General features: G+C 68.5%; 28 protein-coding genes. 9 read left to right on the plus strand and 19 right to left on the minus strand.

All coding sequences use genetic code 11. The features are described from left to right. The first annotated feature begins 13 nt into the window (after positions 1-13). Entirely contained in the window at positions 14-538 is a 525-nt protein-coding gene (locus AC3EF3_RS06690) for a gamma carbonic anhydrase family protein (RefSeq protein WP_488533746.1), read from the plus strand. After that, positions 535-1,479, plus strand: coding sequence for an Hsp33 family molecular chaperone HslO (hslO, locus tag AC3EF3_RS06695; protein WP_488531377.1), 945 nt, complete (start codon positions 535-537; stop codon positions 1,477-1,479). Before AC3EF3_RS06690 ends, hslO begins: the two co-directional genes overlap by 4 nt. A gap of 1 nt (position 1,480) precedes the next feature. Here hslO and AC3EF3_RS06700 read toward each other — a convergent pair whose 3' ends face one another. Genes AC3EF3_RS06700 through pyrG form a run of 7 tightly spaced genes read right to left on the minus strand, consistent with a single transcriptional unit; the run spans position 1,481 to position 6,967 of the window. Further along, the gene (locus AC3EF3_RS06700; RefSeq protein WP_488531378.1) at positions 1,481-2,113 is read right to left on the minus strand and encodes an AAA family ATPase; all 633 of its coding nucleotides are present in this window, start codon (positions 2,111-2,113) and stop codon (positions 1,481-1,483) included. Continuing rightward, entirely contained in the window at positions 2,092-2,607 is a 516-nt protein-coding gene (pnuC, locus tag AC3EF3_RS06705; RefSeq protein ID WP_488533747.1) for a nicotinamide riboside transporter PnuC, read from the minus strand. The genes AC3EF3_RS06700 and pnuC overlap by 22 nt, the downstream gene beginning before the upstream one ends. A 41-nt stretch (positions 2,608-2,648) precedes the next feature. Continuing rightward, a complete protein-coding gene (locus tag AC3EF3_RS06710; RefSeq protein WP_488531379.1) occupies positions 2,649-2,924 on the minus strand; it encodes a septum formation initiator family protein in 276 nt (91 codons plus the stop codon). Positions 2,925-2,933: 9 nt separating this feature from the next. Next, complete coding sequence (gene eno, locus AC3EF3_RS06715; RefSeq protein WP_488531380.1) at positions 2,934-4,217, minus strand: phosphopyruvate hydratase; 1,284 nt, start codon at positions 4,215-4,217, stop codon at positions 2,934-2,936. Beyond that, positions 4,201-4,404 (minus strand): DUF1330 domain-containing protein, encoded by a 204-nt coding sequence (locus AC3EF3_RS06720; protein WP_488531381.1) that lies wholly within the window; start codon positions 4,402-4,404, stop codon positions 4,201-4,203. The genes eno and AC3EF3_RS06720 overlap by 17 nt, the downstream gene beginning before the upstream one ends. Before the next feature lie 17 nt (positions 4,405-4,421). Beyond that, positions 4,422-5,279 carry a 3-deoxy-8-phosphooctulonate synthase gene (kdsA, locus tag AC3EF3_RS06725; protein ID WP_488531382.1) on the minus strand — a complete coding sequence of 286 codons (858 nt, stop codon included), beginning with the start codon at positions 5,277-5,279 and terminating at the stop codon, positions 4,422-4,424. A 5-nt stretch (positions 5,280-5,284) separates the two neighbouring features. Further along, positions 5,285-6,967 carry a CTP synthase gene (gene pyrG, locus AC3EF3_RS06730; RefSeq protein WP_488531383.1) on the minus strand — a complete coding sequence of 561 codons (1,683 nt, stop codon included), beginning with the start codon at positions 6,965-6,967 and terminating at the stop codon, positions 5,285-5,287. Between the two features lie 82 nt (positions 6,968-7,049). On the opposite strand from pyrG, the gene coaBC reads away from it, so the two are divergent. From coaBC to AC3EF3_RS06750, 4 genes are all read left to right on the plus strand, one after another. Next, on the plus strand, positions 7,050-8,264 hold the full coding sequence (coaBC, locus tag AC3EF3_RS06735; RefSeq protein WP_488531384.1) for a bifunctional phosphopantothenoylcysteine decarboxylase/phosphopantothenate--cysteine ligase CoaBC: 1,215 nt from the start codon (positions 7,050-7,052) through the stop codon (positions 8,262-8,264). After that, entirely contained in the window at positions 8,261-8,707 is a 447-nt protein-coding gene (gene dut, locus AC3EF3_RS06740; protein ID WP_488531385.1) for a dUTP diphosphatase, read from the plus strand. Before coaBC ends, dut begins: the two co-directional genes overlap by 4 nt. A gap of 154 nt (positions 8,708-8,861) precedes the next feature. Then, on the plus strand, positions 8,862-9,377 hold the full coding sequence (locus tag AC3EF3_RS06745; protein ID WP_488531386.1) for an outer membrane lipoprotein: 516 nt from the start codon (positions 8,862-8,864) through the stop codon (positions 9,375-9,377). Between the two features lie 11 nt (positions 9,378-9,388). Beyond that, positions 9,389-10,051, plus strand: a complete 663-nt coding sequence (locus AC3EF3_RS06750) for a glycine zipper 2TM domain-containing protein (protein ID WP_488531387.1) — start codon at positions 9,389-9,391, stop codon at positions 10,049-10,051. A gap of 1 nt (position 10,052) precedes the next feature. On the opposite strand, the gene AC3EF3_RS06755 is transcribed toward AC3EF3_RS06750, so the two are convergent. After that, the gene (locus tag AC3EF3_RS06755) at positions 10,053-10,541 is read right to left on the minus strand and encodes an FKBP-type peptidyl-prolyl cis-trans isomerase (RefSeq protein WP_488533748.1); all 489 of its coding nucleotides are present in this window, start codon (positions 10,539-10,541) and stop codon (positions 10,053-10,055) included. 115 nt (positions 10,542-10,656) lie between these two features. Here AC3EF3_RS06755 and AC3EF3_RS06760 point away from each other — a divergent pair, with 115 nt between their 5' ends. The 3 genes from AC3EF3_RS06760 to AC3EF3_RS06770 all read left to right on the plus strand — a co-directional run bounded on the left by AC3EF3_RS06760 (position 10,657) and on the right by AC3EF3_RS06770 (position 12,674). Then, positions 10,657-11,784 (plus strand): JmjC domain-containing protein, encoded by a 1,128-nt coding sequence (locus AC3EF3_RS06760; RefSeq protein WP_488531388.1) that lies wholly within the window; start codon positions 10,657-10,659, stop codon positions 11,782-11,784. Positions 11,785-11,786: 2 nt separating this feature from the next. Beyond that, positions 11,787-12,287 carry a hypothetical protein gene (locus tag AC3EF3_RS06765; protein ID WP_488531389.1) on the plus strand — a complete coding sequence of 167 codons (501 nt, stop codon included), beginning with the start codon at positions 11,787-11,789 and terminating at the stop codon, positions 12,285-12,287. A gap of 156 nt (positions 12,288-12,443) precedes the next feature. Continuing rightward, on the plus strand, positions 12,444-12,674 hold the full coding sequence (locus AC3EF3_RS06770) for a hypothetical protein (RefSeq protein WP_488531390.1): 231 nt from the start codon (positions 12,444-12,446) through the stop codon (positions 12,672-12,674). 54 nt (positions 12,675-12,728) lie between these two features. On the opposite strand, the gene AC3EF3_RS06775 is transcribed toward AC3EF3_RS06770, so the two are convergent. The 11 genes from AC3EF3_RS06775 to AC3EF3_RS06825 form a co-directional block, all read right to left on the minus strand. Beyond that, a complete protein-coding gene (locus AC3EF3_RS06775; protein ID WP_488531391.1) occupies positions 12,729-13,829 on the minus strand; it encodes a hypothetical protein in 1,101 nt (366 codons plus the stop codon). Further along, positions 13,778-14,110 (minus strand): metal-sulfur cluster assembly factor, encoded by a 333-nt coding sequence (locus AC3EF3_RS06780; protein WP_488531392.1) that lies wholly within the window; start codon positions 14,108-14,110, stop codon positions 13,778-13,780. The genes AC3EF3_RS06775 and AC3EF3_RS06780 overlap by 52 nt, the downstream gene beginning before the upstream one ends. After that, the gene (locus AC3EF3_RS06785) at positions 14,107-14,562 is read right to left on the minus strand and encodes an Rrf2 family transcriptional regulator (RefSeq protein WP_488531393.1); all 456 of its coding nucleotides are present in this window, start codon (positions 14,560-14,562) and stop codon (positions 14,107-14,109) included. Before AC3EF3_RS06785 ends, AC3EF3_RS06780 begins: the two co-directional genes overlap by 4 nt. Then, positions 14,559-16,835, minus strand: a complete 2,277-nt coding sequence (locus AC3EF3_RS06790; RefSeq protein WP_488531394.1) for a nitric-oxide reductase large subunit — start codon at positions 16,833-16,835, stop codon at positions 14,559-14,561. The genes AC3EF3_RS06785 and AC3EF3_RS06790 overlap by 4 nt, the downstream gene beginning before the upstream one ends. A 72-nt stretch (positions 16,836-16,907) precedes the next feature. Continuing rightward, on the minus strand, positions 16,908-17,684 hold the full coding sequence (locus AC3EF3_RS06795) for an MBL fold metallo-hydrolase (protein WP_488531395.1): 777 nt from the start codon (positions 17,682-17,684) through the stop codon (positions 16,908-16,910). A 4-nt stretch (positions 17,685-17,688) separates the two neighbouring features. Further along, positions 17,689-18,726, minus strand: a complete 1,038-nt coding sequence (bamC, locus tag AC3EF3_RS06800; RefSeq protein ID WP_488533749.1) for an NlpB/DapX family lipoprotein — start codon at positions 18,724-18,726, stop codon at positions 17,689-17,691. Between the two features lie 64 nt (positions 18,727-18,790). Further along, positions 18,791-19,678 carry a 4-hydroxy-tetrahydrodipicolinate synthase gene (gene dapA / locus AC3EF3_RS06805; RefSeq protein WP_488531396.1) on the minus strand — a complete coding sequence of 296 codons (888 nt, stop codon included), beginning with the start codon at positions 19,676-19,678 and terminating at the stop codon, positions 18,791-18,793. Beyond that, positions 19,675-20,232, minus strand: a complete 558-nt coding sequence (locus AC3EF3_RS06810) for a class I SAM-dependent methyltransferase (protein WP_488531397.1) — start codon at positions 20,230-20,232, stop codon at positions 19,675-19,677. The genes dapA and AC3EF3_RS06810 overlap by 4 nt, the downstream gene beginning before the upstream one ends. A 1-nt stretch (position 20,233) precedes the next feature. Continuing rightward, on the minus strand, positions 20,234-21,046 hold the full coding sequence (locus tag AC3EF3_RS06815; protein WP_488531398.1) for an SDR family oxidoreductase: 813 nt from the start codon (positions 21,044-21,046) through the stop codon (positions 20,234-20,236). 31 nt (positions 21,047-21,077) lie between these two features. Then, the gene (locus AC3EF3_RS06820; protein ID WP_488531399.1) at positions 21,078-21,200 is read right to left on the minus strand and encodes a hypothetical protein; all 123 of its coding nucleotides are present in this window, start codon (positions 21,198-21,200) and stop codon (positions 21,078-21,080) included. Further along, the gene (locus AC3EF3_RS06825) at positions 21,197-22,408 is read right to left on the minus strand and encodes an MFS transporter (protein WP_488531400.1); all 1,212 of its coding nucleotides are present in this window, start codon (positions 22,406-22,408) and stop codon (positions 21,197-21,199) included. Before AC3EF3_RS06825 ends, AC3EF3_RS06820 begins: the two co-directional genes overlap by 4 nt. Positions 22,409-22,427 lie beyond the last annotated feature (19 nt).

Raw genomic sequence — 22,427 nt, forward strand, 5'->3', positions numbered from 1 at the left:
CTTGAGTGTACCCATGGCGATCTACGAACTCGACGGTAAAGCCCCCCAACTCGGCGACGGCGCATGGGTCGCCGAGGACGCCAGGGTGATCGGCGACGTCGTGCTGGGGGCGAACGCCAGCGTGTGGTTCGGCACCGTCATCCGCGGCGACACGGAGAACATCCGCATCGGCGCGAACACCAACATCCAGGACATGTCCGTGCTGCATGCCGATTTCGGCGTGCCGCTGGTCCTCGGCGACAACGTGAGCGTCGGCCACATGGTGATGCTGCACGGCTGCACGATCGGCGACGGCTCGCTGATCGGCATCCAGGCCGTGATCCTCAACAACGCGCGCATCGGCCGCAATTGCGTGGTGGGCGCGGGCAGCGTCGTCACCGAAGGCAAGGAATTCCCGGACAACTCGCTCATCATCGGCTCGCCGGCGCGCGTGGTGCGCACGCTGGACGACGAGGCGGCGAAGAAGTTCGCCGGCATCGCCGATCACTACGTCGAGAACGCGCATCGGTACCAGCGAAGCTTCAAGAGGATCGCTTGAGCGAGCTCCACCGATTCCTCTTCGACGGCCTGCCCGTGCGCGGCAGCATCGTTCGCCTGACCGACGCCTGGACCGAAATCCTCGAGCGGCGCCGCCGCAGCGCGGGCGGGGAATGGCCGCACCCCGTCATCGAACTCGTGGGCGAGATGGCGGCGGCCGGCGTGCTGATGCAGTCCAACATCAAGTTCAACGGCGCGCTCATCCTGCAGATCTTCGGCGATGGGCCGGTGAAGGTCGCGGTCGCGGAGGTGCAGCACGACCTGACCTTGCGCGCGACGGCGAAAGTCGTGGGCCCGGTGGCCGCGAACGCGCGCCTCGCCCAGATGGTGAACGTGGCCAACAAGGGCCGGTGCGCGATCACGCTCGACCCGCGCGACAAGCTGCCCGGCCAGCAGGCCTACCAGGGCATGGTGCCGCTGCACGGCGACCACAGGGAGAAGATCGACGACCTCAGCGAGGTGATCGGCCATTACATGCTGCAGTCCGAGCAGCTCGACACCAAGCTCGTGCTCGCGGCCGACGAAAAGGTCGCGGCGGGCTTGCTGATCCAGCGGCTGCCGCCGGCGGGCGAGAGCAACGAGCACCAGATCGGGCGCAACGAGGACTACAACCGCATCGCGATGCTGGCCGCCAGCCTGACACGGCAGGAACTGCTGGAGCTCGACGTCGACACGGTGCTGCGGCGCCTCTTCTGGGAAGAGAAGCTGATGCAGTTCCCGCCGCAGCGGCCGCACTTCGCCTGCACCTGCAGCCGCGAGCGCGTCTCGAGCATGATCCGCGGGCTTGGCCGCGAGGAGGCGGAGAGCATCGTGGCGGAGCAAGGCGAGATCGAGGTCGCCTGCGATTTCTGCGGGCAGCAGTACCGCTTCGATGCCGTCGATGCCGCGCAGCTCTTCGCGCCGCCGGGCGACCAGCCGCCGGTGAGTTCAGGGGTGCACTGACTCAGCCCACGAGCCCGCGGAACAGCCGGTGCTCGCACTCCGGGTCGGAGCACTTGTCGCACTGCCACACCCAGTTGCGGCGGACCTCGCGCGGCGCGAGCGAGGCGTCGATCGCCGCAAGGGCATTGCGCAGGCGCTCCGTGCCGGTGCCGTAAACCACGCGATAGGGAATGCCGGCCTGGCCGAGCATCCCGCGCACGTGGGCGTCCACCGGGGCCTGCACGTGCGGGCCGTCGCGCTGCAGGCCGTCGGCGATCCACGGCAGGTCCAGGCCGGTGACCAGCGTGACGTCGTAGCGGCGTTGCCGCTCGAGGGCGAAACGGACCAGGCTGTGGTCCTCGAACAGGATCGCGCTGTAGATCGCGACCATCAGCGCCGTCGTGTCGGCGATGACGGCCAGGGCGCTCGCTGCGGCCTCGTCCACACGCCGCTCCTGCTCCTGCGCGATCGCCATCTGCTCCTCCGGGCGCGGCGTGCGCTGCTCGCGTGCGCACCAGTCGCGCAGCGCTTCCGGCACGGCGATCGCGCTGCGGCCCTGTGCCCCGAAATGCGCGGCCAGCTCGCGCGCAAGCGTGCTCTTGCCCGTGCTCTCGGCGCCGAGCAATGCGATCTTCAGGCCAGCCGTCGTTTCCATTCCCGCCATCCCACGAAGCTGAGGGCGATGAACACGGCGTACAAGCCCCCGGTGAGCCACAGGCCCTTGTAGGCGAAGAGGGCGACGCTCACGACGTTCACCACGATCCATACGGCCCAGTTCTCGATGAACTTGCGCCCGAGCAGGAACTGGCCGACCAGCGACAGCGCGGTGGGGAAGGCGTCCCACCAGGGCACGTCGGTGTCGGTGTACGTCTTGAGGAACCAGCCGGTCACCGGCCACAGCACCGCGCTCGCGAGGAGCGCGAGCACCGCGCCGCGCGGCTTCAGTTGCGCGACGTGCAGCGACGAGCCGTCGGCGCGATGACCGCGCAGCCACTGGAACCAGCCCCACATCGCGATGACCGCGAAGAAGACCTGCAGCGACGCGTCGCCGTAGAGCTTGCTCTCCCAGAACAGGAAGAAGTAGAGGAGCGAACTGGCCGCGGCGAGCGGCCAGCCCCAGTGGATCTCGCGGATGTTGCAGAACACCATCGCCAGCGCGAGCACGACCGCGACGGCCTCGAGCCAGGAGCTCACTTCGAGACGTTCACGAAGATTTCGTTGGGCTTGACCATGCCCAGCTCGGAACGCGCCTTCTCCTCGACCATCTCGAGGCCTTCCTTCAGGTCATGCACCTCGTTGGCGAGACGCTCGTTGGCCTGCTGCGCCTGCACGTTGGCGAGCTTCTGCGCATCGAGCTTGCCCTGCAAGGTGGACACCGCACCCACGCTGCCCCGGCCGAACCACAGCTGCGCGTGCACGATGACGAGCAGCAGCAGCAGGATGGCCGGGACGATGCGTTTGCCCACCTGGCGGAGTTATCGGAGGTTGTAGAAGGCCGAGCGGCCCGGGTACTGCGCGACATCGCCGAGGTCTTCCTCGATGCGCAGCAGCTGGTTGTACTTGGCCATGCGGTCCGAGCGCGACAGCGAGCCGGTCTTGATCTGGCCGGCGTTGGTGCCCACGGCGATGTCGGCGATGGTGCTGTCCTCGGTCTCGCCCGAGCGGTGCGAGATCACGGCGGTGTAGCCCGCGCGCTTGGCCATCTCGATCGCGGCGAAGGTCTCGGTGAGCGTGCCGATCTGGTTGATCTTGATCAGGATCGAGTTGGCGATGCCCTTGTCGATGCCTTCCTTCAGGATCCTGGTGTTGGTGACGAACAGGTCGTCGCCCACCAGCTGCACGCGCTTGGCCAGGCGGTCCGTCAGCGTCTTCCAGCCGTCCCAGTCGCCTTCGGCCATGCCGTCCTCGATGCTGATGATCGGGTACTTGCCGACCCAGCTCTCGAGGATGCCGGTCCATTCGCCCGAATCGAGCGTGAGGCCCTCGGCCTCGACGTGGTACCTGCCGTCCTTGTAGAACTCGCTGGAGGCGCAATCGAGGCCCAGGGCGATCTGCTCGCCCGGGCGGTAGCCGGCCTTCTCGATGGCTTCGAGGATCATGCCGATGGCGGCCTCGTGGTTCGCGACGTTCGGCGCGAAGCCGCCTTCGTCGCCGACGGCCACGCTCATGCCCTTGTCGTGGATGATCTTCTTGAGCGCGTGGAACACCTCGGCGCCGTAACGCATCGCCTCGCGGAAGGTCGGCGCGCCCACGGGGATGATCATCAGCTCCTGCAGGTCGAGGTTGTTGTTCGCGTGCGCGCCGCCGTTGACCACGTTCATCATCGGCACCGGCAGCAGGTTGCCGTTCATGCCGCCGAAGTAACGGTACAGGGGCAGGCCCGATTCCTCGGCCGCCGCGCGCGCCACGGCCATCGAGACGGCGAGCATCGCGTTGGCGCCCAGGCGGCTCTTGTTCTCGGTGCCGTCCAGGTCGATCAGCGTCTTGTCGAGGAAAGCCTGTTCCGTCGAATCCAGGCCCAGCACCGATTCGGAGATCTCGGTATTGATGTGCTCGACCGCGCGCAGCACGCCCTTGCCGAGGTAGCGGCCCTTGTCGCCGTCGCGCAATTCGATCGCCTCGCGCGAGCCGGTGGACGCGCCCGAGGGCACGGCCGCGCGGCCCATCGTGCCGGACTCCAGCAGGACGTCGCATTCCACGGTGGGGTTGCCGCGCGAGTCCAGGATCTCGCGGCCGACGATGTCAACGATTGCACTCATTCAGGGTTCTCTTCGATGGGGTTGGAATTCTGTTCTTCACATCACCGGTGCGGCGACACCTTCCACGAGCGCGCGCCAGGTATTCGCCGCCGGCCGCCTTGATCGTGGCCGGCGCCAGTGCCATGTACTTCTTGTACTGCTCCGCGTCCTGGATGTTCATCGTCACGATCACGTAACCGGCAGCCATCGCGGTTCTCCTTCGGCTCAGGCGTTGAAGCTGTTCTCGAGGAAGCCGTTCTTCTTGGTGACGGCATCCAGCGCAACGAGGGTTTCCAGCAGGGCTTTCATGTGCTTGAGCGGTACCGCGTTCGGGCCGTCGCTCAGGGCCTTGGCCGGATCGGGGTGCGTTTCCATGAACACGCCCGCCACGCCGACGGCGATCGCCGCACGCGCCAGCACCGGCACCATCTCGCGCTGGCCGCCGGAGCTCGTGCCCTGGCCGCCAGGCAGTTGCACGGAGTGCGTCGCATCGAACACCACCGGCGCGCCGGTCTCGCGCATGATCGCCAGAGAGCGCATGTCCGAGACGAGGTTGTTGTAGCCGAAGCTCGCGCCGCGCTCGCAGGCCATGAAGTTGTCTTCGGGCAGGCCCTTTTCCTTCGCGGCCGCACGGGCCTTGTCGATCACGTTCTTCATCTCGTGCGGCGCGAGGAACTGGCCCTTCTTGATGTTCACCGGCCGGCCCGACTGCGCGACGGCGCGGATGAAGTCGGTCTGGCGGCACAGGAAGGCGGGCGTCTGCAGCACGTCGACCACTTTCGCCACCTGCGGAATCTCCGCCTCGGCGTGCACGTCGGTGATGATGGGCAGGCCCAGCTCCTTCTTGACCTTCGCGAGGATCTCGAGGCCCTTTTCCATGCCGGGGCCGCGAAAGCTCGCGCCCGACGAGCGGTTGGCCTTGTCGTAGCTGCTCTTGAAGATGAAGGGGATGCCCAGCGCCGAGGTGATCTCCTTCAGGGCGCCCGCCGTGTCCATCTGCAATTGCTCGGACTCGACGACGCAGGGGCCGGCAATCAGAAAAAACGGCCTCGTGAGGCCGATGTCGAAACCACAGAGTTTCATGATGTTCAGGCGACTGCCTTCAGGGGCGCCTTGCCGGAGCTCTTGCCCTGCGAGAGGTGCTCCACGGCGGCGTGGATGTACGAGTTGAAGAGCGGGTGGCCGTCCCACGGCGTGGACTTGAATTCGGGGTGGAACTGCACGCCCATGAACCACGGGTGCACGTCCTGCGGCAGCTCGACGATCTCCGTGAGCTGCTCGCGCTGGGTGAGCGCCGAGATCACCAGGCCGGATTCGCGCAGGCGATCGAGGTACTTCACGTTCGCCTCGTAGCGGTGGCGGTGGCGCTCGTCCACCACGTCGCCGTAGATCCTGTGCGCGAGCGTGCCCTTGGTGACGTCGGACTTCTGCGCGCCCAGGCGCATCGTGCCGCCGAGATCGGAATTCGCGTGGCGCTTCTGGACCGTGCCGTCGCGATCTTCCCATTCCGTGATCAAGGCGATCACCGGATTCGGCGTGTCCGGATCGAACTCCGTGCTGTTCGCGTCCTTCAGGCCCGCGACGTCGCGCGCGTACTCGATCGTCGCGACCTGCATGCCCAGGCAGATGCCCAGGTAGGGGAGCTTGTGCTCGCGGGCGAAGCGGGCGGCGAGGATCTTGCCTTCGACGCCGCGCTTGCCGAAGCCGCCCGGCACCAGGATGGCGTCGAACTTCGCGAGCTGGCCGACCGAATCGGGCGTGATGGTTTCCGAGTCGACGTACTCGACCTTCACGCGCACATGGTTCTTCATGCCGGCGTGCTTGAGCGCCTCGTTCAGCGACTTGTAGCTGTCCGACAGGTCCACGTACTTGCCGACCATCGCGATCGACACCTCGCCTTGCGGGTGCTCGACTTCGTGCACCAGGTCGTCCCAGCGCTTCAGGTTGGCGGGCGGCGTGTTCAGGCGCAGCTTGTCGCAGATGAGGCCGTCCAGGCCCTGCTCGTGGAGCATGCGCGGCACCTTGTAGATGGTGTCCACGTCCCACATGGAGATCACGCCCCATTCGGGCACGTTGGTGAAGAGCGAGATCTTCGCGCGCTCTTCCTCGGGAATCTTGCGGTCGGCGCGGCACAGGAGCGCGTCGGCGGAGATGCCGATCTCGCGCAGCTTCTGCACGGTGTGCTGCGTCGGCTTGGTCTTGAGCTCGCCCGCCGCCGCGATCCAGGGCAGGTAGGTGAGGTGCACGAAGGCCGTCTGGTTCGCGCCCAGGCGCAGGCTCATCTGGCGGGCGGCTTCGAGGAAGGGCAGCGATTCGATGTCGCCCACCGTGCCGCCGATCTCGACGATCGCGACTTCGGCCTCCTGCGCGGTGCCGACGCGCGCGCCGCGCTTGATGAATTCCTGGATCTCGTTCGTGACGTGAGGGATGACCTGCACGGTCTTGCCCAGGTAGTCGCCGCGGCGCTCCTTCTCCAGCACCGACTGGTAGATCTTGCCGGTGGTGAAGTTGTTGACCTTGCCCATGCGGGTGGTCACGAAGCGTTCGTAGTGGCCCAGGTCCAGGTCCGTCTCGGCGCCGTCGTCGGTGACGAACACCTCGCCATGCTGGAACGGCGACATCGTGCCGGGATCGACGTTGATGTACGGATCGAGCTTGATGAGGGTGACTTTGAGGCCGCGCGACTCGAGGATCGCGGCGAGGGAGGCTGAGGCGATCCCCTTGCCGAGGGAACTCACCACACCGCCTGTGACGAAGACGAATTTGGTCATGTCATGCCGGAAGTTGCGCTTCCGGTTAGGTGGTAATACGCGATTATACGGGTGTCGTGCCGGGCTTTGATACATTGCGGCCATGCAAGACCTCGCAGGCAAGCACTTCGTGCTCGGACTCTCCGGCGGCATTGCCTGCTACAAGGCGGCGGAACTGTGCCGCGCCTTCATCAAGCAGGGCGCGACGGTGCAGGTGGTGATGACCCAGGCCGCCGAGCAATTCATCACGCCGGTGACGATGCAGGCCTTGTCGAACCGGCCCGTCTACGGCTCGCAGTGGGATGCGCGCGAGCCGAACAACATGCCGCACATCAACCTGTCGCGCGGCGCCGACGCCATCATCGTCGCGCCATGCAGCGCGGATTTCATGGCGAAGCTGTTGCATGGACGCGCCGACGAACTGCTCTCGCTCATGTGCCTGGCGCGCCCGGTCGCGCAGGTGCCCCTGTTGCTCGCGCCCTCGATGAACCGCGAGATGTGGGCGCATCCCGCGACCCAGCGCAACATGAAGCAGCTGGCCGACGACGGCGCGCACATCCTGGGCGTGGGCTCGGGATTCCAGGCCTGCGGCGAATACGGCGACGGGCGCATGCTCGAGCCGCCGGAGCTGCTCGAGGACATCGTCGCGTTCTTCCAGCCCAAGCACCTCGCGGGCAGGCGCGTGCTGGTCACGGCCGGTCCCACCTTCGAGGCCATCGACCCGGTACGTGGCATCACGAACCTCTCGAGCGGCAAGATGGGATTCGCCATCGCGCGGGCGGCGCGCGAGGCGGGTGCGGAGGTGACGCTGGTCGCCGGTCCGGTGAGCCAGCCGACGCCGCGTGGCGTCACGCGCCTCGACGTGCGCTCGGCGCGCGAAATGCTGGCGGCCACCGAACCCGAGTCGCAACGGGCCGACGTCTTCATCGCGACGGCCGCAGTTGCCGACTGGCGTCCCGCCAATTGCAGCGACCACAAGATCAAGAAGGACGGCAGCGGCAAACCTCCGCAGCTCGAATTCACCGAGAACCCGGACATCCTCGCGACCATCGCGCGGTCGCCGCGCGCGACATCGGGCCGGCTCTATTGCGTCGGCTTCGCCGCCGAAAGCCACGACCTGCTCGCGAACGCGCAGGCCAAGCGCGCGCGCAAAGGCGTTCCGCTGCTGGTGGGCAACATCGGCCCGGCCACGTTCGGCGCCGACGACAACGCGCTGCTGCTGGTCGATGAGCAGGGCGCCACCGAAATGCCGCGTGCCTCCAAGCTCGAACTCGCGCGCCAGCTGGTCGCCCAGATCGGGCATCGCCTCAAGAAATGAAAATCGACGTCAAGATCCTCGATCCGCGCATGGCGGACCAGCTTCCCGCGTACGCGACGCCCGGCAGCGCCGGCCTCGACCTGCGGGCCTGCATCGATGAGCCGCTCACGCTCGCGCCCAACGCCTGGAAGCTCGTCGGCACCGGCATCGCCATCTACATCCGAGACCCGGGCCATGCCGCGATGATCCTGCCGCGCTCGGGGCTGGGCCACAAGCACGGCATCGTCCTGGGCAACCTGGTCGGGCTGATCGACAGCGATTACCAGGGCCAGCTGATGGTCAGTGCCTGGAACCGAAGCGATGTCGAATTCACGCTGCACCCGATGGACCGCCTGGCCCAGCTGGTGATCGTCCCGGTGGTGCAGGCCCGGTTCAATGTCGTGAAGGAATTCCCGCCCACCGAGCGCGGGGAGGGCGGCTACGGCTCGACCGGCAAGGGCTGAGCCGCCAGCCTGAGCCTCGAGCATTCGTCGCGCCAGCGGCATCCTACGCTCACGCGCGACATCGGCGCCGCACGGGCACTTGCAGGGCTCCTTAAATCGATATACGAGGCTCGGCGTTTCGGCTGAGCCATGTCAACGAACGAAGGAGTCATCCATGCGTACCACCCGTCTTGCTTCGATTGCCGGCGGCGTCGCGGTCGCCGCCCTGGTTTCTGCGTGCACGACCGACCGCAGCGTGTCGGTCGCGGTGCCGCCACCATCCACCGCGCCGGTGTATTCGTCAACCACGGTCCAGCCCGCGCCCGGCTACGCCACCGCGCCCGTGGCGATGGAATACGGCCGCGTGACCAACATCGAATATTTCCCGGGCGGCGTGTCGCGCAGCGGCCCGAACGTGCCGGGCGCGATCCTCGGTGCCGTGGCGGGCGCCGTGCTCGGTCACCAGATCGGTGGCGGCGCGGGCCGCGATGCGGCCACGGTCCTGGGCGGCGTCGGCGGTGCGGCCGTGGGCAGCCAGGTCGGCCGCAGCACCCAGGTGGCCGACGCGGTGTACCGGGTCACGGTGCAGGCCGACAACGGCGCGGTGCGTTACTACGACGTGCCGGCCACGGGCGACCTGCGCGTGGGCGACCGCGTGCGCGTCGACAACGGCGTGATCTACCGCGCCTGAAGGAGATAGCCATGCGTTACACCCGTGTGCTGTCGTCGGCCGCAGCCGCGGCGCTTGCCGTGGGCTTGGCGGCCTGTACGACCTATTCTCCCGATTACCCGATCCTCGGCGTCAACGACTCGCATCCGAACGCCGGCGGGACGTCGGTGTTCGAGCCCACGCCTGCCACCTACGTGCCGCCCGGCACGACCTATGGCGCAGCGGGCACCACCTACGTGGTGCCGCCCGGCAGCACGACGACCTATGTCGCGCCGGGCACGACCGTGGTCGTGCCCGCGGGCAGCAGCACCGTCGCGCAGGCGCAGACCTATGCGGTGCCGTCGGTCGAGTACGGCCGCGTCACCAACGTCGCGCTGGTCAGCCCCGGCACGAGCGCCAGCGGCGCGAACGCTGCCGGCGGCACGATCGCTGGCGGCCTGGTGGGCGGCGCGCTCGGCAGCATGGTCGGCGGCGGCGCGGGGCGCGTGGCTGCCACCATCCTCGGCGCGGTGACCGGGGCGGCGGTGGGCAACAACCTGGCCACCCGTCCGTACAACAACTACGCCGGCGCGGTGTACCGCGTCTGGGTGCAGACCGACTCCGGGGCAATCCGCGCGTACGACGTGGCCGCGAATGCGAATCTGCACGCGGGCGACCGCGTGCGGATCGAGAACGGCGCGATCTACATGGGTTGAGTCACTGGAGCCGGAAGAAGCCGGTCCCGGCGCTGCCGCGGCCGGCTTCTTCCTGTGTGGCTTCGCGCACGTCCTCGACCTTGACGTGCAGCCGGATCGCGATGCCGGCCAGCGGATGGTTGCCGTCGATCACCACGTGGTCGGGATAGATGTCCGTGACGGTATAGAGCGTGCCTTCGGCCGGCGTGGCCTTTGCGCCCTGGGGCAACTGCTCGAACGTCATGCCTTCTTCGAGCTCGGGCGGGAACAGCTTGCGGTCCTCGAGGAACACGAGTTGCTCGTCGTAGTCGCCGAAGGCTTCCTCGGGCTCCAGGTGCAGGTCGAGCTCGTCGCCCGCCACATGCCCCTGCAGCGCCTGCTCGATCTTCGCGAGCAGGTCGTCGCCGCCCACGAGGAAATCGACGGGCTCGTCCAGTTCGTCCAGCACTTCGCCCAGCGTGTCCTTGAGCGTCCACGTGAGCGCCACCACGCACTGCGGCGTGACCTGCATGTTTGCCATGGGAGAATTCTCGCACTTCATGGCGCCCCCACGCTCCTTCACTTCGTGTAATCCGCTGCCCCCCGGGGGGGCCCCAGCCTCCTTCGGGCGGCCGTGCGGAGGCTGAATGGACATCGAACAGAAGACTCCCTGGCTCGGCGGGCTCTCGCCGCGCCAATTCATGCAGCGCCACTGGCACAAGAAGCCGCTGCTCGTGCGCGGCGCCTTCCCGGGCATCAGCCCGCTGCTGACGCGAACCCAGCTCTTCGAGCTCGCGTCGCGCGACGAGGTGGAATCGCGCCTGGTTTCCGGCGCGCGCGGGCAATGGCAGCTGCGCCGCGGGCCGTTCGCGCGCCGTGCCCTGCCGCCGCTGTCGCAACCGCACTGGACGCTGCTGGTGCAAGGCGTGGACCTGCACGACGACCGCGCGCACGAGCTGATGCAGCGCTTTGCCTTCGTGCCGCAGGCGCGGCTCGATGACCTGATGATCAGCTTCGCCACCGACGGCGGCGGCGTCGGGCCGCATTTCGATTCGTACGACGTGTTCCTGCTGCAGGTGCAAGGGCAGCGCCGCTGGCGCATCGGTCGCCAGCGCGACTTCACGCTGCGCGATGACGTGCCGCTGAAGATCCTGGCCAACTTCCGGCCCGAGGAAGAGCACGTGCTGGAGCCCGGCGACATGCTCTACCTGCCGCCGCGCTGGGCTCACGACGGTATCGCCGTGGGCGAGTGCCAGACCTACTCGATCGGTTTCCGCTCGCCCGGGCGGGCGGAACTGGCGCGCGAGCTGCTGCAGCGGATCGCCGAAGAAGCGGGCGAGGCCGAGGCGGACACGATCTACCGGGACCCGGCCCAGCCCGCGACGCCCGGGCCGGGCGAGGTTCCGGCGTCCCTGCAGTCCTTCGCGCGGGAGGCGGTGGAAGCCGCGCTGCACGAGCGCGACGTGTTCGAGCGCGCGCTCGGCGAATACCTCACCGAGCCCAAGGCGAACGTGTGGTTCGACTCCGGCGCGTCGCCCGCAGCCATCGCCGAGGGCGTGGCGCTCGACCGCCGCACCCGCATGATGTACGACACCCGGCACGTGTTCATCAATGGCGAGAGCTTGCGCGCGGCGGGCCGGGATGCGAAGCTCATGCGCGCGCTGGCCGACACGCGGCGCCTGTCCCGCGAGCAGCTCGCGGGCGCCAGCGAGGACGCGCGCGAGGTGCTCGCGTCCTGGATCGAGGCGGGCTGGGCCCATGCGCGGGAGGGTTGACCATGACGACAGAAGAGCAGGCGAAGCTTCCTTCCGGGCCGTTCGACGGGCGCGAGGCTTTCCAGCAGCTCGTGCGCGATGCCCTCGCTGCCGCCGCGCGTGAAGGCTGGCGCGAGCTCATCCTGTGCGACCCGGATTTCGGGGAGTGGCCGCTGTACGAGCGGACGACGGTGCAGTCGCTTCAGGACTGGTCGCAATCCGGCCGCAAGTGCATCCTGCTGGCGCGCCGCTGGGACGAGGTCGTGCGTCGGCACGCCCGGTTCGTCACCTGGCGCCGCACCTGGTCGCACATCATCGACGCACGCGGCTGCCCGTCGGCGGACCCGCTGGAGCTGCCGAGCGCGGTGTGGACACCGGCCTGGGTGATGGAGCGCCGGGACATCGAGCGCAGCCGCGGCTGGAGCGGGGCCGAGGCGGCCCGGCGGCTCGCGCTGCGCGAGCGGCTCGATGAATGGCTCGCGAAGAGCACGCCCGCCTTCCCGGCGACCACGCTCGGGCTGTGACAATGGTCGGCCGCCGTGGCCGGTACGTGTGATTTTTTCTGCATATAATCGCGGACTGAGCGCAAGAGCTCGAGTCCTTGCCTCGGTCTTACGCGGCCAATCCCGGCGGCTTACGACAAATCGGAAAAACGTTTTTCTCCCACAAGGAAACCTGAAATGAAGAAATCGCTCGTCCTGGCGACCCTGGTTGCTGCTGCGGCCCTGTCTGCCTGCGGCAAGAAGGAAGAACCGGCTCCCGCGCCGGCCCCGGCCCCCGCTGCTGCGCCGGCCCCCGCGCCCGCCGCCCCGGCTGCCGACGCCGCTTCCGCCGCTGCTGCTGCTGCCTCCGGCGCCGCTTCGGCTGCCGCCGGTGCTGCTTCCGCCGCCGCTTCGGCCGCGTCGAAGTAATCGCGCTTCGCCTCGAGCGAAACGACAAAGCCGCCTTCGGGCGGCTTTTGTTTTTCAGCGGCGGGTTCTTCGCCGGGCCATGGCCGATGCGATGACCGTGGCTGCGAAGACGCCAATGGCTGCGGCGTTGGCCACCGCGCCCTGCGAACGCGCGCTGCCATCCACCCACGGCCCGGCCAGTCGCCACGCGAGCGATACGTGCAGGAGCGCGAGCGGCAGATAGAACGCCGCGCCGAATGCGAGCTTGATCCGCGCGACCGCCGGCAGGATCACCGGCGCGTGCGCCATCACCATGCTCACGATGAAGCCCAGGCCCAGCGCATGCAGGGCGGCGTCGTGCGTGCGCCAGCCCCGGCTTTCGGCCGCCCAGGCCAAGCCGCCGATCGCCAGCCACAGGTAACCCGTGACGAGGCAGACGGCCATGTAACGGGCCAGGCCGTGCGCTCGGATCGTGCGGCGCGCGACGTCGAAGGCGAAGAGCCAGGCGGCGAGCGCGAACAGGGCGGCGCCGAAGACCAGCGCACTGAGCGCGGCACCCGCGAGGAGCGCGATCAAGACCGCCGCGAAGGCGCGCGACGCCCCGGGCCGGCGCGGCATGAGCCGAGTCATCTCGAGCCGCTCGGCGGCGATGGTGACCACCAGGAAAGCGAACCACCACGGCAGGACGGCCGTGCTCGCGCAACCCACGGCGAACAGGGCGTTGCCCAGCAGCCAGCACGCCGCCGCGATGGCCAGCACGAAGGTGTGGGCGGCCCGCTCGCGCGACCAGAGCCTGGCATTCACGGCGAGGAAGACGGCCGATGCGGCGAGCAGCAGGACGCCGGCCACATCGGCGGAGCCGGAGAGCAGCGCGAGGGACGCCGATGCCGAAGCCAGGGGCGCGAGCCACGCGATGCGCAGCTTCGCGGCGACCGCCCGCTCGATGCCGATCACCGTGCCGAAGAAACCGCAGATCATGAGCGCGGCGTGCCACACGGCGGCGTATCCCGGCGCCGGATATTCTCCCAGGGCGATGCCTGCGCGTGCGAGCCCGCCCGCGATGCCGCAGGCGAGCGACAGCGCCACCGCGGCCCCGAGCAGCGCGCCGACGACGCGCCGCGCGTTCACCAGCCCATGAACCGTTTTGCGCGATCGCCCATGCGCTGCGGCGTCCATGGCGGCTCCCAGACGAGGTCGACGTGGATCAGGAACCGTTCCGGCAGGGCCTGCTCGAGTTCATGCCCGATGTCCTCGACGATGACGTCGGCGACCGGGCAGGCCGCGGTCGTCATGGTCGCTTTCACGTCGACGCGACGGCCCGTGACGGTGACGCCGTACACGAGCCCGATGCTCACGATGTCGAGCGCGACTTCCGGGTCCACCACGCGTTCGAGCGCCCGGGTGATCGCCGGCAGCCATTCCGGCGGGCCGTCGTAGGGAAAGGGGGCATCGTTCATGGGGCGGCCCGTGCAGGCGGAGGAATGAACAGCAGCGGCGCGAGTTCGTCGGCATTGGCGACCAGGTCGGCCAGCGTGTAGCGGTCGAGCACGGCATAGAAGGCGGCGACGGCATCGTGCAGCACGCCGCGCAAGCGGCAAGAGGCCGAGATGCAGCAGTCCCCGCCTTCAGCCGAAAAGCACTCGGCGACGAGCGACTGGCCTTCGGTTTCGCGCACGACCTCGCCGATGCGGATGCACTCGGCGGCCCGCGCGAGTTGCAGGCCGCCGCCCTTGCCGCGCACGTTGGTCAGCCAGCCCTGCTTGCCCAGGAAGTGCACGACCTTCACGAGGTGGTTCTCCGACACGCCGAACGACTGCGCGACCTGCGCGATCGTGGCGCGCCGCCCGCCTGCGCTGCCAAGGTAGATCAGCACGCGCAGGCTGTAGTCCGTGAAGGTCGTGAGCTTCATCCGCGCACCGCGCCGGCGGCCGTTGCGATCGGCTGCTTCGCCGGCGTGGGGCGACGCAGCAGCTTGATGGCATAGAGGGCGAGGAGCAGGGCGCCGCCGGCGAACACGATGTCGCCCGGCACGCGCAGCCACACCAGCGCCTCCATGAACTTCGAGTGCACGATTTCCGGCGAGCGGGCGTACCACATGCCCTTCGTGATCGACGCCCATGCCTGGTAGATGCCCGCAGGCAGCAGCGACAGGAACACCATCATGCCCAGGCCGATGTTGAGCGACCAGTACGCGGGCTTGAGCAGGCCGTCGGCATGCAGGCCGCGCGCGTAGAGGCCGCGCAGGCAGAACAGCATGAGGCCGATGCCCAGCATCCCGTACACGCCGAAGAGGGCGGCATGCCCGTGCGCGGCCGTCATGTTCAGGCCTTGCACGTAGTACAGCGACGCGGGCGGGTTGATCGCGAAACCGAGCAGGCCGGCACCGACGGTGTTCCAGAAGCCCACGGCGACGAAGCACAGGACCGGCCACTTGTAGGCGGCGAGCCAGGGCGTGCCTTGCGAGCGCTTCCAGGTCTGCAGTGCTTCCAGGCCGATCAGCGTCAGCGGCACGACTTCGAGCGCGGAGAACACGGCACCCACGGCGATCACGGAAGTCGGCGTGCCGGTCCAGTACAGGTGGTGCAAGGTGCCCAGGATGCCGCCGAACAGGAACACGATGGTTTCCGCGACGATCGCGCGGTTGGCGCTGGCCGCGCGCACGAGGCCGAGCCTGGTGAAGAGCAGGGCGACGACGGCCGTGGCGAACACTTCGAAGAAGCCTTCGACCCACAGGTGCACCAGCCACCATCTCCAGTACTCGATCAGCGAGTAGTGCGTGTGCTGTCCCCAGGCGAGCGACGAGGCGTAGAAGCCGCCGATGCAGGTCGCCGACAGGAACACCATCGCGATCAGGCCGCGGCTTTCCGACGGCGTGGTGAGGGCCGGCCACAGGGCGCGTCCGAGCAGGAAGGCCCAGAAGAGCAGGCCGACGAACAGCAGCAGTTGCCAGAAGCGGCCCATGCTCGTGAACTCGAGGCCCTGGTTGCCGAACCAGAAGCTGAAGTCGACGCCGTCGTGCTGCAGCGTGCCGAGCCAGCCGCAGGCGGTGGAGCCCACGACGATGGCGATCAGCGCCCAGAAAAGGACATCGACGCCGAGCTTCTGCAGCTTCGGCTCGCGCCCGCCGAGCAGCGGGGCGATGTACAGGCCCGTGGCGAGCCAGGCCGTGGCGATCCAGAACACGCCCACCTGCGTATGCACCGTGCGGCTCACGACGTAAGGCAGCAGTTGCGCGATCGGCAGGCCGAAGAAGGCCTCGCCTTCCACGGCGTAGTGCGCGGTGATCGCCCCCATGCCGATCTGCAGCAGCAGCAGCCCGATCACGGCGAAGAAATACTCGCGCGTGGCCTTCATCGAGGGCGTCGCCTGTGCCCCGAGCAGCGGGTCGGCCTTCGGCGGCACCGCCTCTTCGTCGTGGTTGCCGGAACCGTGCAACCACAGCATCGCCGCGATGCCGCCCAGCAGCAGGATGATCGAGGCCATCGACCACATCGCGGCCGACGTCGTCATCGTGTTGCCCACCAGCGGCTCGTGCGGCCAGTTGCTCGTGTAGGAGACGCCGGTCTCGTCCGGGCGGTCGGTCGCGGCCGCCCACGCGGTCCAGAAGAAGAACGCCGTGAGCGCGGCGCGATCGCCGGCGGAGGGCACCGTGCCCTCGCGCATCGCGTACTGCTCGCGCAGCCTGGCCAGTGACGCGGAATCGCCGAACAGCGCGTCGTAGTGCGAGGCCACCGAGCGGATCGCCTGGGCGCGCAGGTCCGACACCGTCACCTTGCCGCTCTGCGCGTCATAGGTGTTGCGGCGCATCTCGTCCTTCACGATGCCATCGATGGCCGCACGCTCCGCGGTCCTGGGCGCCGAGGGATCGCCCGCGATCGACTTCGCGCGCAGGTCCTGCAGCGCGACGGCCTCGCGGTGCAGCCAGTCGGCGGACCAGTCCGGCGCGACGTAGGCGCCGTGGCCCCAGACGGTGCCTTGCTGCTGGCCACCGGCCGCGAGCCAGACCTGTTGCCCGCGCTGGATCTGCTCGCCGGTGAACAGGACCTGGCCGCTCGCGCTGGTCACGCTGCCCGGGATCGGCGGGGCCGACAGGTAGATCTGCCAGCCGAGGTAGCCGAGCGCGCCGAACGACAGCACGAACACGAACGCCAGCCAGCGCCAGAGGGTGTGGGTGTTTTTCATGGGAATCGCCTGAAGGTGCATTGCGGATACACCTACTGTAGGCAGCGACCCCACCGGCCACTTTGATTCAGCTCAAACGTCGATCCAGTCGCAGCCGCGCGGGTCGGCCACGCAGACGTCCTGCGGCTCGCAACCCATGGCCGCCGCCAGCGCCGCACGCGCGAGGTCGGGCCGGTTGTTCTGCTCCGACAGGTGCGCGGCGACGACCTGCTTCAGTCCCGCCCCGCGCAGGGCGAGGGCGATCGCCGCGGCCGCTTCGTTGGCGAGGTGGCCCCAGCCGCCCGAGATGCGGCGCTTGAGCGGCCACGGGTAGCTGCCGGTCTCGAGCATCACCGGGTCGTGGTTGCACTCGAGCAGCATCGTCGCGCAGCCGGCGAGCTCCTGCAGCACGTGGTCGCTGGCGCGGCCCAGGTCCGTCAGCACGCCCAGGCGCGTCGCGCCGTCGGTGCAGGTGAGCTGCAGCGGCTCGCGTGCGTCGTGCGGCACCGTGAATGGGCGCACGTGCAGCGCGCCGATCGCGATGTCATGCCCGTCGGCCACGATGTGCAGGAGGCCGTCGAGGTCCGGCTCGCCGATCGCCGCGTAAGTGCCGTGGCTCATGTAGACCGGGATGCGCTCGCGCAGTGCGAGCGAACGTGCGCAGCCGATGTGGTCGGCGTGTTCGTGCGTGATGAAGATCGCGTCGACGTGTTCCGCGAGCATCCCGGCGTGGCCGAGGCGCTTGTGCAGCTCGCGGATGCCGAGCCCGCAATCGACCAGGAGGTGGGTGACCTGCGTGCCGTCGCGCGCCTGGACGACGGTGGCGTTCCCCGAACTGCCACTGCCCAGGCTCTTGAACCGGAGCGTCACACCACTACTTCAGGTCCTCGGCGAGCAGGCCGACGATCTTCTGCGCGGCGGGCGAGGTCTCCGGGGCGCCCTTGGCGTCCAGCACCGAGACCACCGTCTTGTCGCCCTGGGGCTTCAGCGAGATGCGGTACTTGACCGGGTTGGCCGCGTCGTCCTTGCCGAAGATCCTCGCGAACAGCCCGACGGACTTCTTGTCGATCGGCTCGACGTAGCGCACGAAATACGTGCCCGCGCTGCGGTCGCGGTCCTCGACCGTGAAGCCGGTGCGATCGAGCGCGAGGCCGACGCGGCGCCAGGCACGGTCGAACCCGTCATCGACTTCCAGCGCGGGCGCGCCGCCGACGTTGGTGACGCGCGAGGTCGCCTTCACGGGCTCGGCCGTGGCGATGATCGACTTGGCTTGTTCCGCCGGCGTGCCGAGCTTGATCATCAGCCGGCGCAGGAATTCGGTCTCGAGGCCCGGGTCGGCCGACCGCGGCTGCCATACGGTGGCGTCGCGCTGCGCGCTGGTGTAGACCTCTTCCACGCCGCGGTGGCTCACGTAGATCTCGGTGCTGCCGTTCGGGCCGCGCTCCAGGCGCGTGCGGAACTTGTCGCGCTCGGGCGTGGAGTAGAACGAATCGAGCACCTTGCCGATCATGCTGCGCACGAAGTCCTGCGGGATCTTCGCGCGGTTCTCGGCCCAATCGGTTTCCATGATGCCCAGCGTGGGCTGGTCGATGGTGAGCAGGAAACCGTTCTCCTGCCAGAACTCGCGCACCGGATCCCAGAGCTTGTCGGCCGGGCGGTTCACCACCAGCCAGCGCTCGTTGCCGGCGCGCTCCATGCGCACGTCGCCCAGCGCCGATACCGCGGTGGGCGTGCCGGGCACGGCCTGGCCGACCTGGTAGGCGCTGGCCGTCACGGTGCCGCCAGGCAGCTGGTAGCGCGAATCGCGCGCGAGCTGCGTGAGGTCCGGCGGGACCTCCAGCGACGGCCCCTTGCCGGCGCTTTTGTAATCGATCTTCTCGCCCTCGACGATCGAGCAGGCGGAGAGCGCCATGGCCGCCGCCAGTGCGAGCACGCCGTAATGGGCCTGGAAAAGCTTCACATCATCCCCTTGGAATTCATTTCAACAGGCCGGCCGAGCGCAGCGCGCCCTCGACACCCGCATGGTGCTGGGCCGACAGCGGCGTCATCGGCAGGCGCATCGCCGGGCCGCACAGGCCCAGGCGGGCCATCGCCCACTTGAGCGGAACCGGGTTGGCCTCGACGAACAGCCACTTGTGCACCGGCATCAGCTTGCGCTGGATCTCCATCGCCGTCCTCGCATCGCCCGCGATGGCGGCCTTGCAAAGCTGCGCCATCGCGCGCGGCGCGATGTTCGCCGTCACGCTGACGTTGCCCTGGCCGCCGCACAGCATCAGCGCCACGGCCGTCGGGTCGTCGCCCGAATACACGGCGAAGCCTTCGGGCACGTCGCGGATCAGCCATTGCGCGCGCTCGATGTTGCCGGTCGCTTCCTTGATGCCGACGATGCCCGGCACCTGGGCGAGGCGCAGCACCGTCTCGTGCTGCATATCGGCGACGGTGCGGCCGGGCACGTTGTAGAGAATGGTCGGCAGGTCGGGCACCGCCTCGGCGATGGCCTTGAAGTGCTGGTAAATGCCTTCCTGCGTCGGCTTGTTGTAATAGGGCACGACCTGCAGCTGGCAGTCGGCGCCGACGCTCTTGGCGAACTTCGCATGGTCGATCGCCTCGGCCGTGGAGTTCGCGCCGGTGCCCGCCATGATCGGCACGCGCCCGCGCGCGTGCTGCACCGACACGCGGATGATCTCGTGGTGTTCGTCGACGTCCACCGTCGGCGATTCGCCGGTGGTGCCGACGACGCCGATGCAGTCCGTGCCTTGCTCGATGTGCCAATCGATGAGGCGCTTCAAGGCGTCGTAGTCGACGCTGCCGTCCTCGTGCATCGGGGTGGCCAGCGCCACGATGCTGCCTGTAATCGGTGTCATTTCAATTCGCCCGGGATGTGGGATTCTAGCGAGGCGCAGGCAGGGGCTTTCCCGGAGCGCAGGGCCGCGATGCGCTGGACGATCCGGGGCGGGTTGTCCAAGCGCCCATGTTCGTACGCGACGATGTCGAGTCCGGCGCAAACGCGCAGCAATTCCCCCGGCTGCAGCAGGAAATCGGGCCGCGAAGGCTTGCCGAACGCCTCGTTGCCGGCCGCGAAGGTTTCATAGATCAACACGCCGCCCGGCGCGACGCTCGCGATGAGCGTGGGCAAAAGCGCGCGCCAGAGGTAATTCGTCACGACGACGCCGTCGAAGACGCGGCCGGCAAAGGGCCAGGGGCCGTTTTCGATGTCGGCGACCACGGCTTCGGCGATGCCGCCCAGGCCTTCGACCGCTTGCGCGTCGCGATCCACGGCCGTCACGCGGCAGCCGCGCTGCGCGAAGAAGCGGGAGTGGCGCCCCTGGCCGCAAGCCACGTCGAGCACGCTGCTGCCGGACGGCACCAGGTGTGCCCAGCGGTGGACCCAGGGAGAAGCGCTTTCCATTCCGTGCATCTCAATGCGGCTTGACTTCATCCTTCAGCGCCGACAAAGCCATGTTTTCGACCAGCCCGGGCGCGAGGAGTTTCATGAGGCGGCCCAGCTTGCCGCGCGAGGTCATGACGACCTCCCGCTGGCGCCGGTTCATGCCGTCGATGATGAGGCGTGCGCATTCCTCGACGCTCATCGCCTGGTCCTCTTTCAGGCCGCTGCTGCCCGCGGCCTCGCCTCGGGCGTTGTAGCCGCGGTAGCGGATTGCCGTTGCCACGACGCCGGGATAAGCGGTCGTGACGCTGACGCCAGCAGGCTTGAGCTCGATGCGCAGGCTCTCGAAGAAGCCCGCCATCGCGAACTTGGTGGCGCTGTAGGCCGTGCGGCCCGGCACGCCCACCAGCCCGGCCAGCGACGCGACCGCGACGATGCTGCCGCGGCTTTGCTTCAGCTGCGGCAGCGCCGCGTGCGTGCACCAGACCGCGCCCCAGAAGTTCACGCGCATCAGGTCCTCGTACCAGTGCAGGTCCTGCGCGCGCACGTCGGAAAAGAGCGCCTGGGCCGACATGCCGGCGTTGTTCACCAGTGCGTCGATGCGGCCGAACAACTGCACCGCCTTGTCGACCATCGCGCGGCACTGCGCCTCCTGCGCCACGTCGGTCATCACGCCTTCGGCCTTCGCGCCGAGTTCGCGGCATTGCTGCGCCACTTCATCGAGCTTCGACTGATTGCGTGCGGCCAGCACCAGTGCCGCTTCGGCGCCATGCGTGCGTGCGAGCTGGCGCGCCATCTCGGCGCCGATGCCGTCGGAGGCGCCGGTGATCACGAAGACTTTCATGCGCGGACTGTAACCCGCGCCGCCGGCGCCTTTACTGGAAACAGGCCCAGACCATGTCCGCCACGGCAACCATGATCTGCGGCTTCGCGTACAGCGCGAACACGGCCAGCAGCGCCGCGACCGCGGCCGCGTAGAGGGCGATCCGGGCTTTCATGCCGGCCGGGGCTGCGCGCGCGGGATCGGCGCCTCGCGCACGGGCAGGTTGACGATCGCCGCGAAGAGGCCGAGCGCGATCGCGATGTACCACACGATGTCGTAGCTGCCGGTACGGTCGTACAGGAAACCGCCCAGCCAGACGCCCAGGAACGAGCCGATCTGGTGGGAAAAGAAGACGAAGCCGCCCAGCATGGACAGGTGCGCGACACCGAAGATCTGCGCGATCGTGGCGTTGGTCGGCGGCACCGTCGAGAGCCACAGGAAACCCATCACCGCCGAGAAGATGTAGACCGAGATCGGCGTGAGCGGCGCCCACAGGAAGACCGCGATCGCGATCGCGCGTCCGAGATAGATGAACGCGAGGATCTTGCGCTTGGCGAGCTTCTGGCCGAGCGTGCCGGCGATGTAGGTGCCGAACACGTTGAACAGGCCGATCAGCGCCAGCGCGTAGCTTGCGACCTGCGGCGACAGGCCCTTGTCCTTCAGGTAGCTGGGCATGTGCACGCCGATAAAGACGACCTGGAAGCCGCACACGAAGTAGCCGGCCATCAGCAGCTGAAAGCTGGGGTACTTGAAAGCCTCGCGCAAGGCCTGGCCCACGGTCTGCTCGCGATGCGGGGCCGCGCCGCCTGCAAAGCCGGGCTCGCGCAGGCCGAAGGCCAGCGGCGAGACCAGCAGCACGAAGAGGGCGAGGGTCAGCAGGGCTTCCTGCCAGCCCGCATGCAGGATCAGGAAACCTTCCACGGGCACCATCAGGAACTGCCCGAACGAGCCGGCCGCGGCCGCCACACCCATGGCCCACGAACGCCTGGCGGGATCCACCTGCCGCCCGATCACGCCATAGACCACGGCGTAGGTCGTGCCGGCCTGGGCCGCGCCGATCAGCAAGCCCGTGGTCGCGGCGAAGAGCAGGGCATTGGTGGACAGCGCCATGCCCGCGAGCCCGAGGCCGTACAGCACGCTGCCGAGGACGAGCACCCGGAAGGCGCCGAAGCGGTCGGCCACCATGCCCGCGAAGATGCCGAAGAAGCCCCAGGCCAGGTTCTGCAGCGCCAGCGCGAACGCGAAGGTCTGGCGCGACCAGCCCTGCGCCTGCGTGATCGGCTGCAGCCACAGCCCGAAGCCGTGGCGGATGCCCATCGAGAGGGTGACGATCATGGCGCCGCAGACGAGCACCTGGGTCATGGAAAGGCGTTGTTGCTGCATGCGGCGAATGTAGCGGGCG

The sequence above is a fragment of the Ramlibacter sp. GS1-15 genome (assembly GCF_057785015.1).

Bases quoted from the DNA above. Each gene is read 5' to 3' on its own strand.
- AC3EF3_RS06690 (WP_488533746.1), top strand. From the start codon at position 14: ATGGCGATCTACGAACTCGACGGTAAAGCCCCCCAACTCGGCGACGGC.
- AC3EF3_RS06700 (WP_488531378.1), bottom strand. From the start codon at position 2,113: ATGGAAACGACGGCTGGCCTGAAGATCGCATTGCTCGGCGCCGAGAGC.
- pnuC (WP_488533747.1), bottom strand. From the start codon at position 2,607: ATGGTGTTCTGCAACATCCGCGAGATCCACTGGGGCTGGCCGCTCGCC.
- eno (WP_488531380.1), bottom strand. From the start codon at position 4,217: ATGAGTGCAATCGTTGACATCGTCGGCCGCGAGATCCTGGACTCGCGC.
- AC3EF3_RS06720 (WP_488531381.1), bottom strand. From the start codon at position 4,404: ATGGCTGCCGGTTACGTGATCGTGACGATGAACATCCAGGACGCGGAG.
- kdsA (WP_488531382.1), bottom strand. From the start codon at position 5,279: ATGAAACTCTGTGGTTTCGACATCGGCCTCACGAGGCCGTTTTTTCTG.
- pyrG (WP_488531383.1), bottom strand. From the start codon at position 6,967: ATGACCAAATTCGTCTTCGTCACAGGCGGTGTGGTGAGTTCCCTCGGC.
- coaBC (WP_488531384.1), top strand. From the start codon at position 7,050: ATGCAAGACCTCGCAGGCAAGCACTTCGTGCTCGGACTCTCCGGCGGC.
- dut (WP_488531385.1), top strand. From the start codon at position 8,261: ATGAAAATCGACGTCAAGATCCTCGATCCGCGCATGGCGGACCAGCTT.
- AC3EF3_RS06745 (WP_488531386.1), top strand. From the start codon at position 8,862: ATGCGTACCACCCGTCTTGCTTCGATTGCCGGCGGCGTCGCGGTCGCC.
- AC3EF3_RS06750 (WP_488531387.1), top strand. From the start codon at position 9,389: ATGCGTTACACCCGTGTGCTGTCGTCGGCCGCAGCCGCGGCGCTTGCC.
- AC3EF3_RS06755 (WP_488533748.1), bottom strand. From the start codon at position 10,541: ATGCAGGTCACGCCGCAGTGCGTGGTGGCGCTCACGTGGACGCTCAAG.
- AC3EF3_RS06760 (WP_488531388.1), top strand. From the start codon at position 10,657: ATGGACATCGAACAGAAGACTCCCTGGCTCGGCGGGCTCTCGCCGCGC.
- AC3EF3_RS06765 (WP_488531389.1), top strand. From the start codon at position 11,787: ATGACGACAGAAGAGCAGGCGAAGCTTCCTTCCGGGCCGTTCGACGGG.
- AC3EF3_RS06770 (WP_488531390.1), top strand. From the start codon at position 12,444: ATGAAGAAATCGCTCGTCCTGGCGACCCTGGTTGCTGCTGCGGCCCTG.
- AC3EF3_RS06775 (WP_488531391.1), bottom strand. From the start codon at position 13,829: ATGGACGCCGCAGCGCATGGGCGATCGCGCAAAACGGTTCATGGGCTG.
- AC3EF3_RS06780 (WP_488531392.1), bottom strand. From the start codon at position 14,110: ATGAACGATGCCCCCTTTCCCTACGACGGCCCGCCGGAATGGCTGCCG.
- AC3EF3_RS06785 (WP_488531393.1), bottom strand. From the start codon at position 14,562: ATGAAGCTCACGACCTTCACGGACTACAGCCTGCGCGTGCTGATCTAC.
- AC3EF3_RS06790 (WP_488531394.1), bottom strand. From the start codon at position 16,835: ATGAAAAACACCCACACCCTCTGGCGCTGGCTGGCGTTCGTGTTCGTG.
- bamC (WP_488533749.1), bottom strand. From the start codon at position 18,726: ATGGCGCTCTCCGCCTGCTCGATCGTCGAGGGCGAGAAGATCGATTAC.
- dapA (WP_488531396.1), bottom strand. From the start codon at position 19,678: ATGACACCGATTACAGGCAGCATCGTGGCGCTGGCCACCCCGATGCAC.
- AC3EF3_RS06810 (WP_488531397.1), bottom strand. From the start codon at position 20,232: ATGCACGGAATGGAAAGCGCTTCTCCCTGGGTCCACCGCTGGGCACAC.
- AC3EF3_RS06815 (WP_488531398.1), bottom strand. From the start codon at position 21,046: ATGAAAGTCTTCGTGATCACCGGCGCCTCCGACGGCATCGGCGCCGAG.
- AC3EF3_RS06820 (WP_488531399.1), bottom strand. From the start codon at position 21,200: ATGAAAGCCCGGATCGCCCTCTACGCGGCCGCGGTCGCGGCGCTGCTG.
- AC3EF3_RS06825 (WP_488531400.1), bottom strand. From the start codon at position 22,408: ATGCAGCAACAACGCCTTTCCATGACCCAGGTGCTCGTCTGCGGCGCC.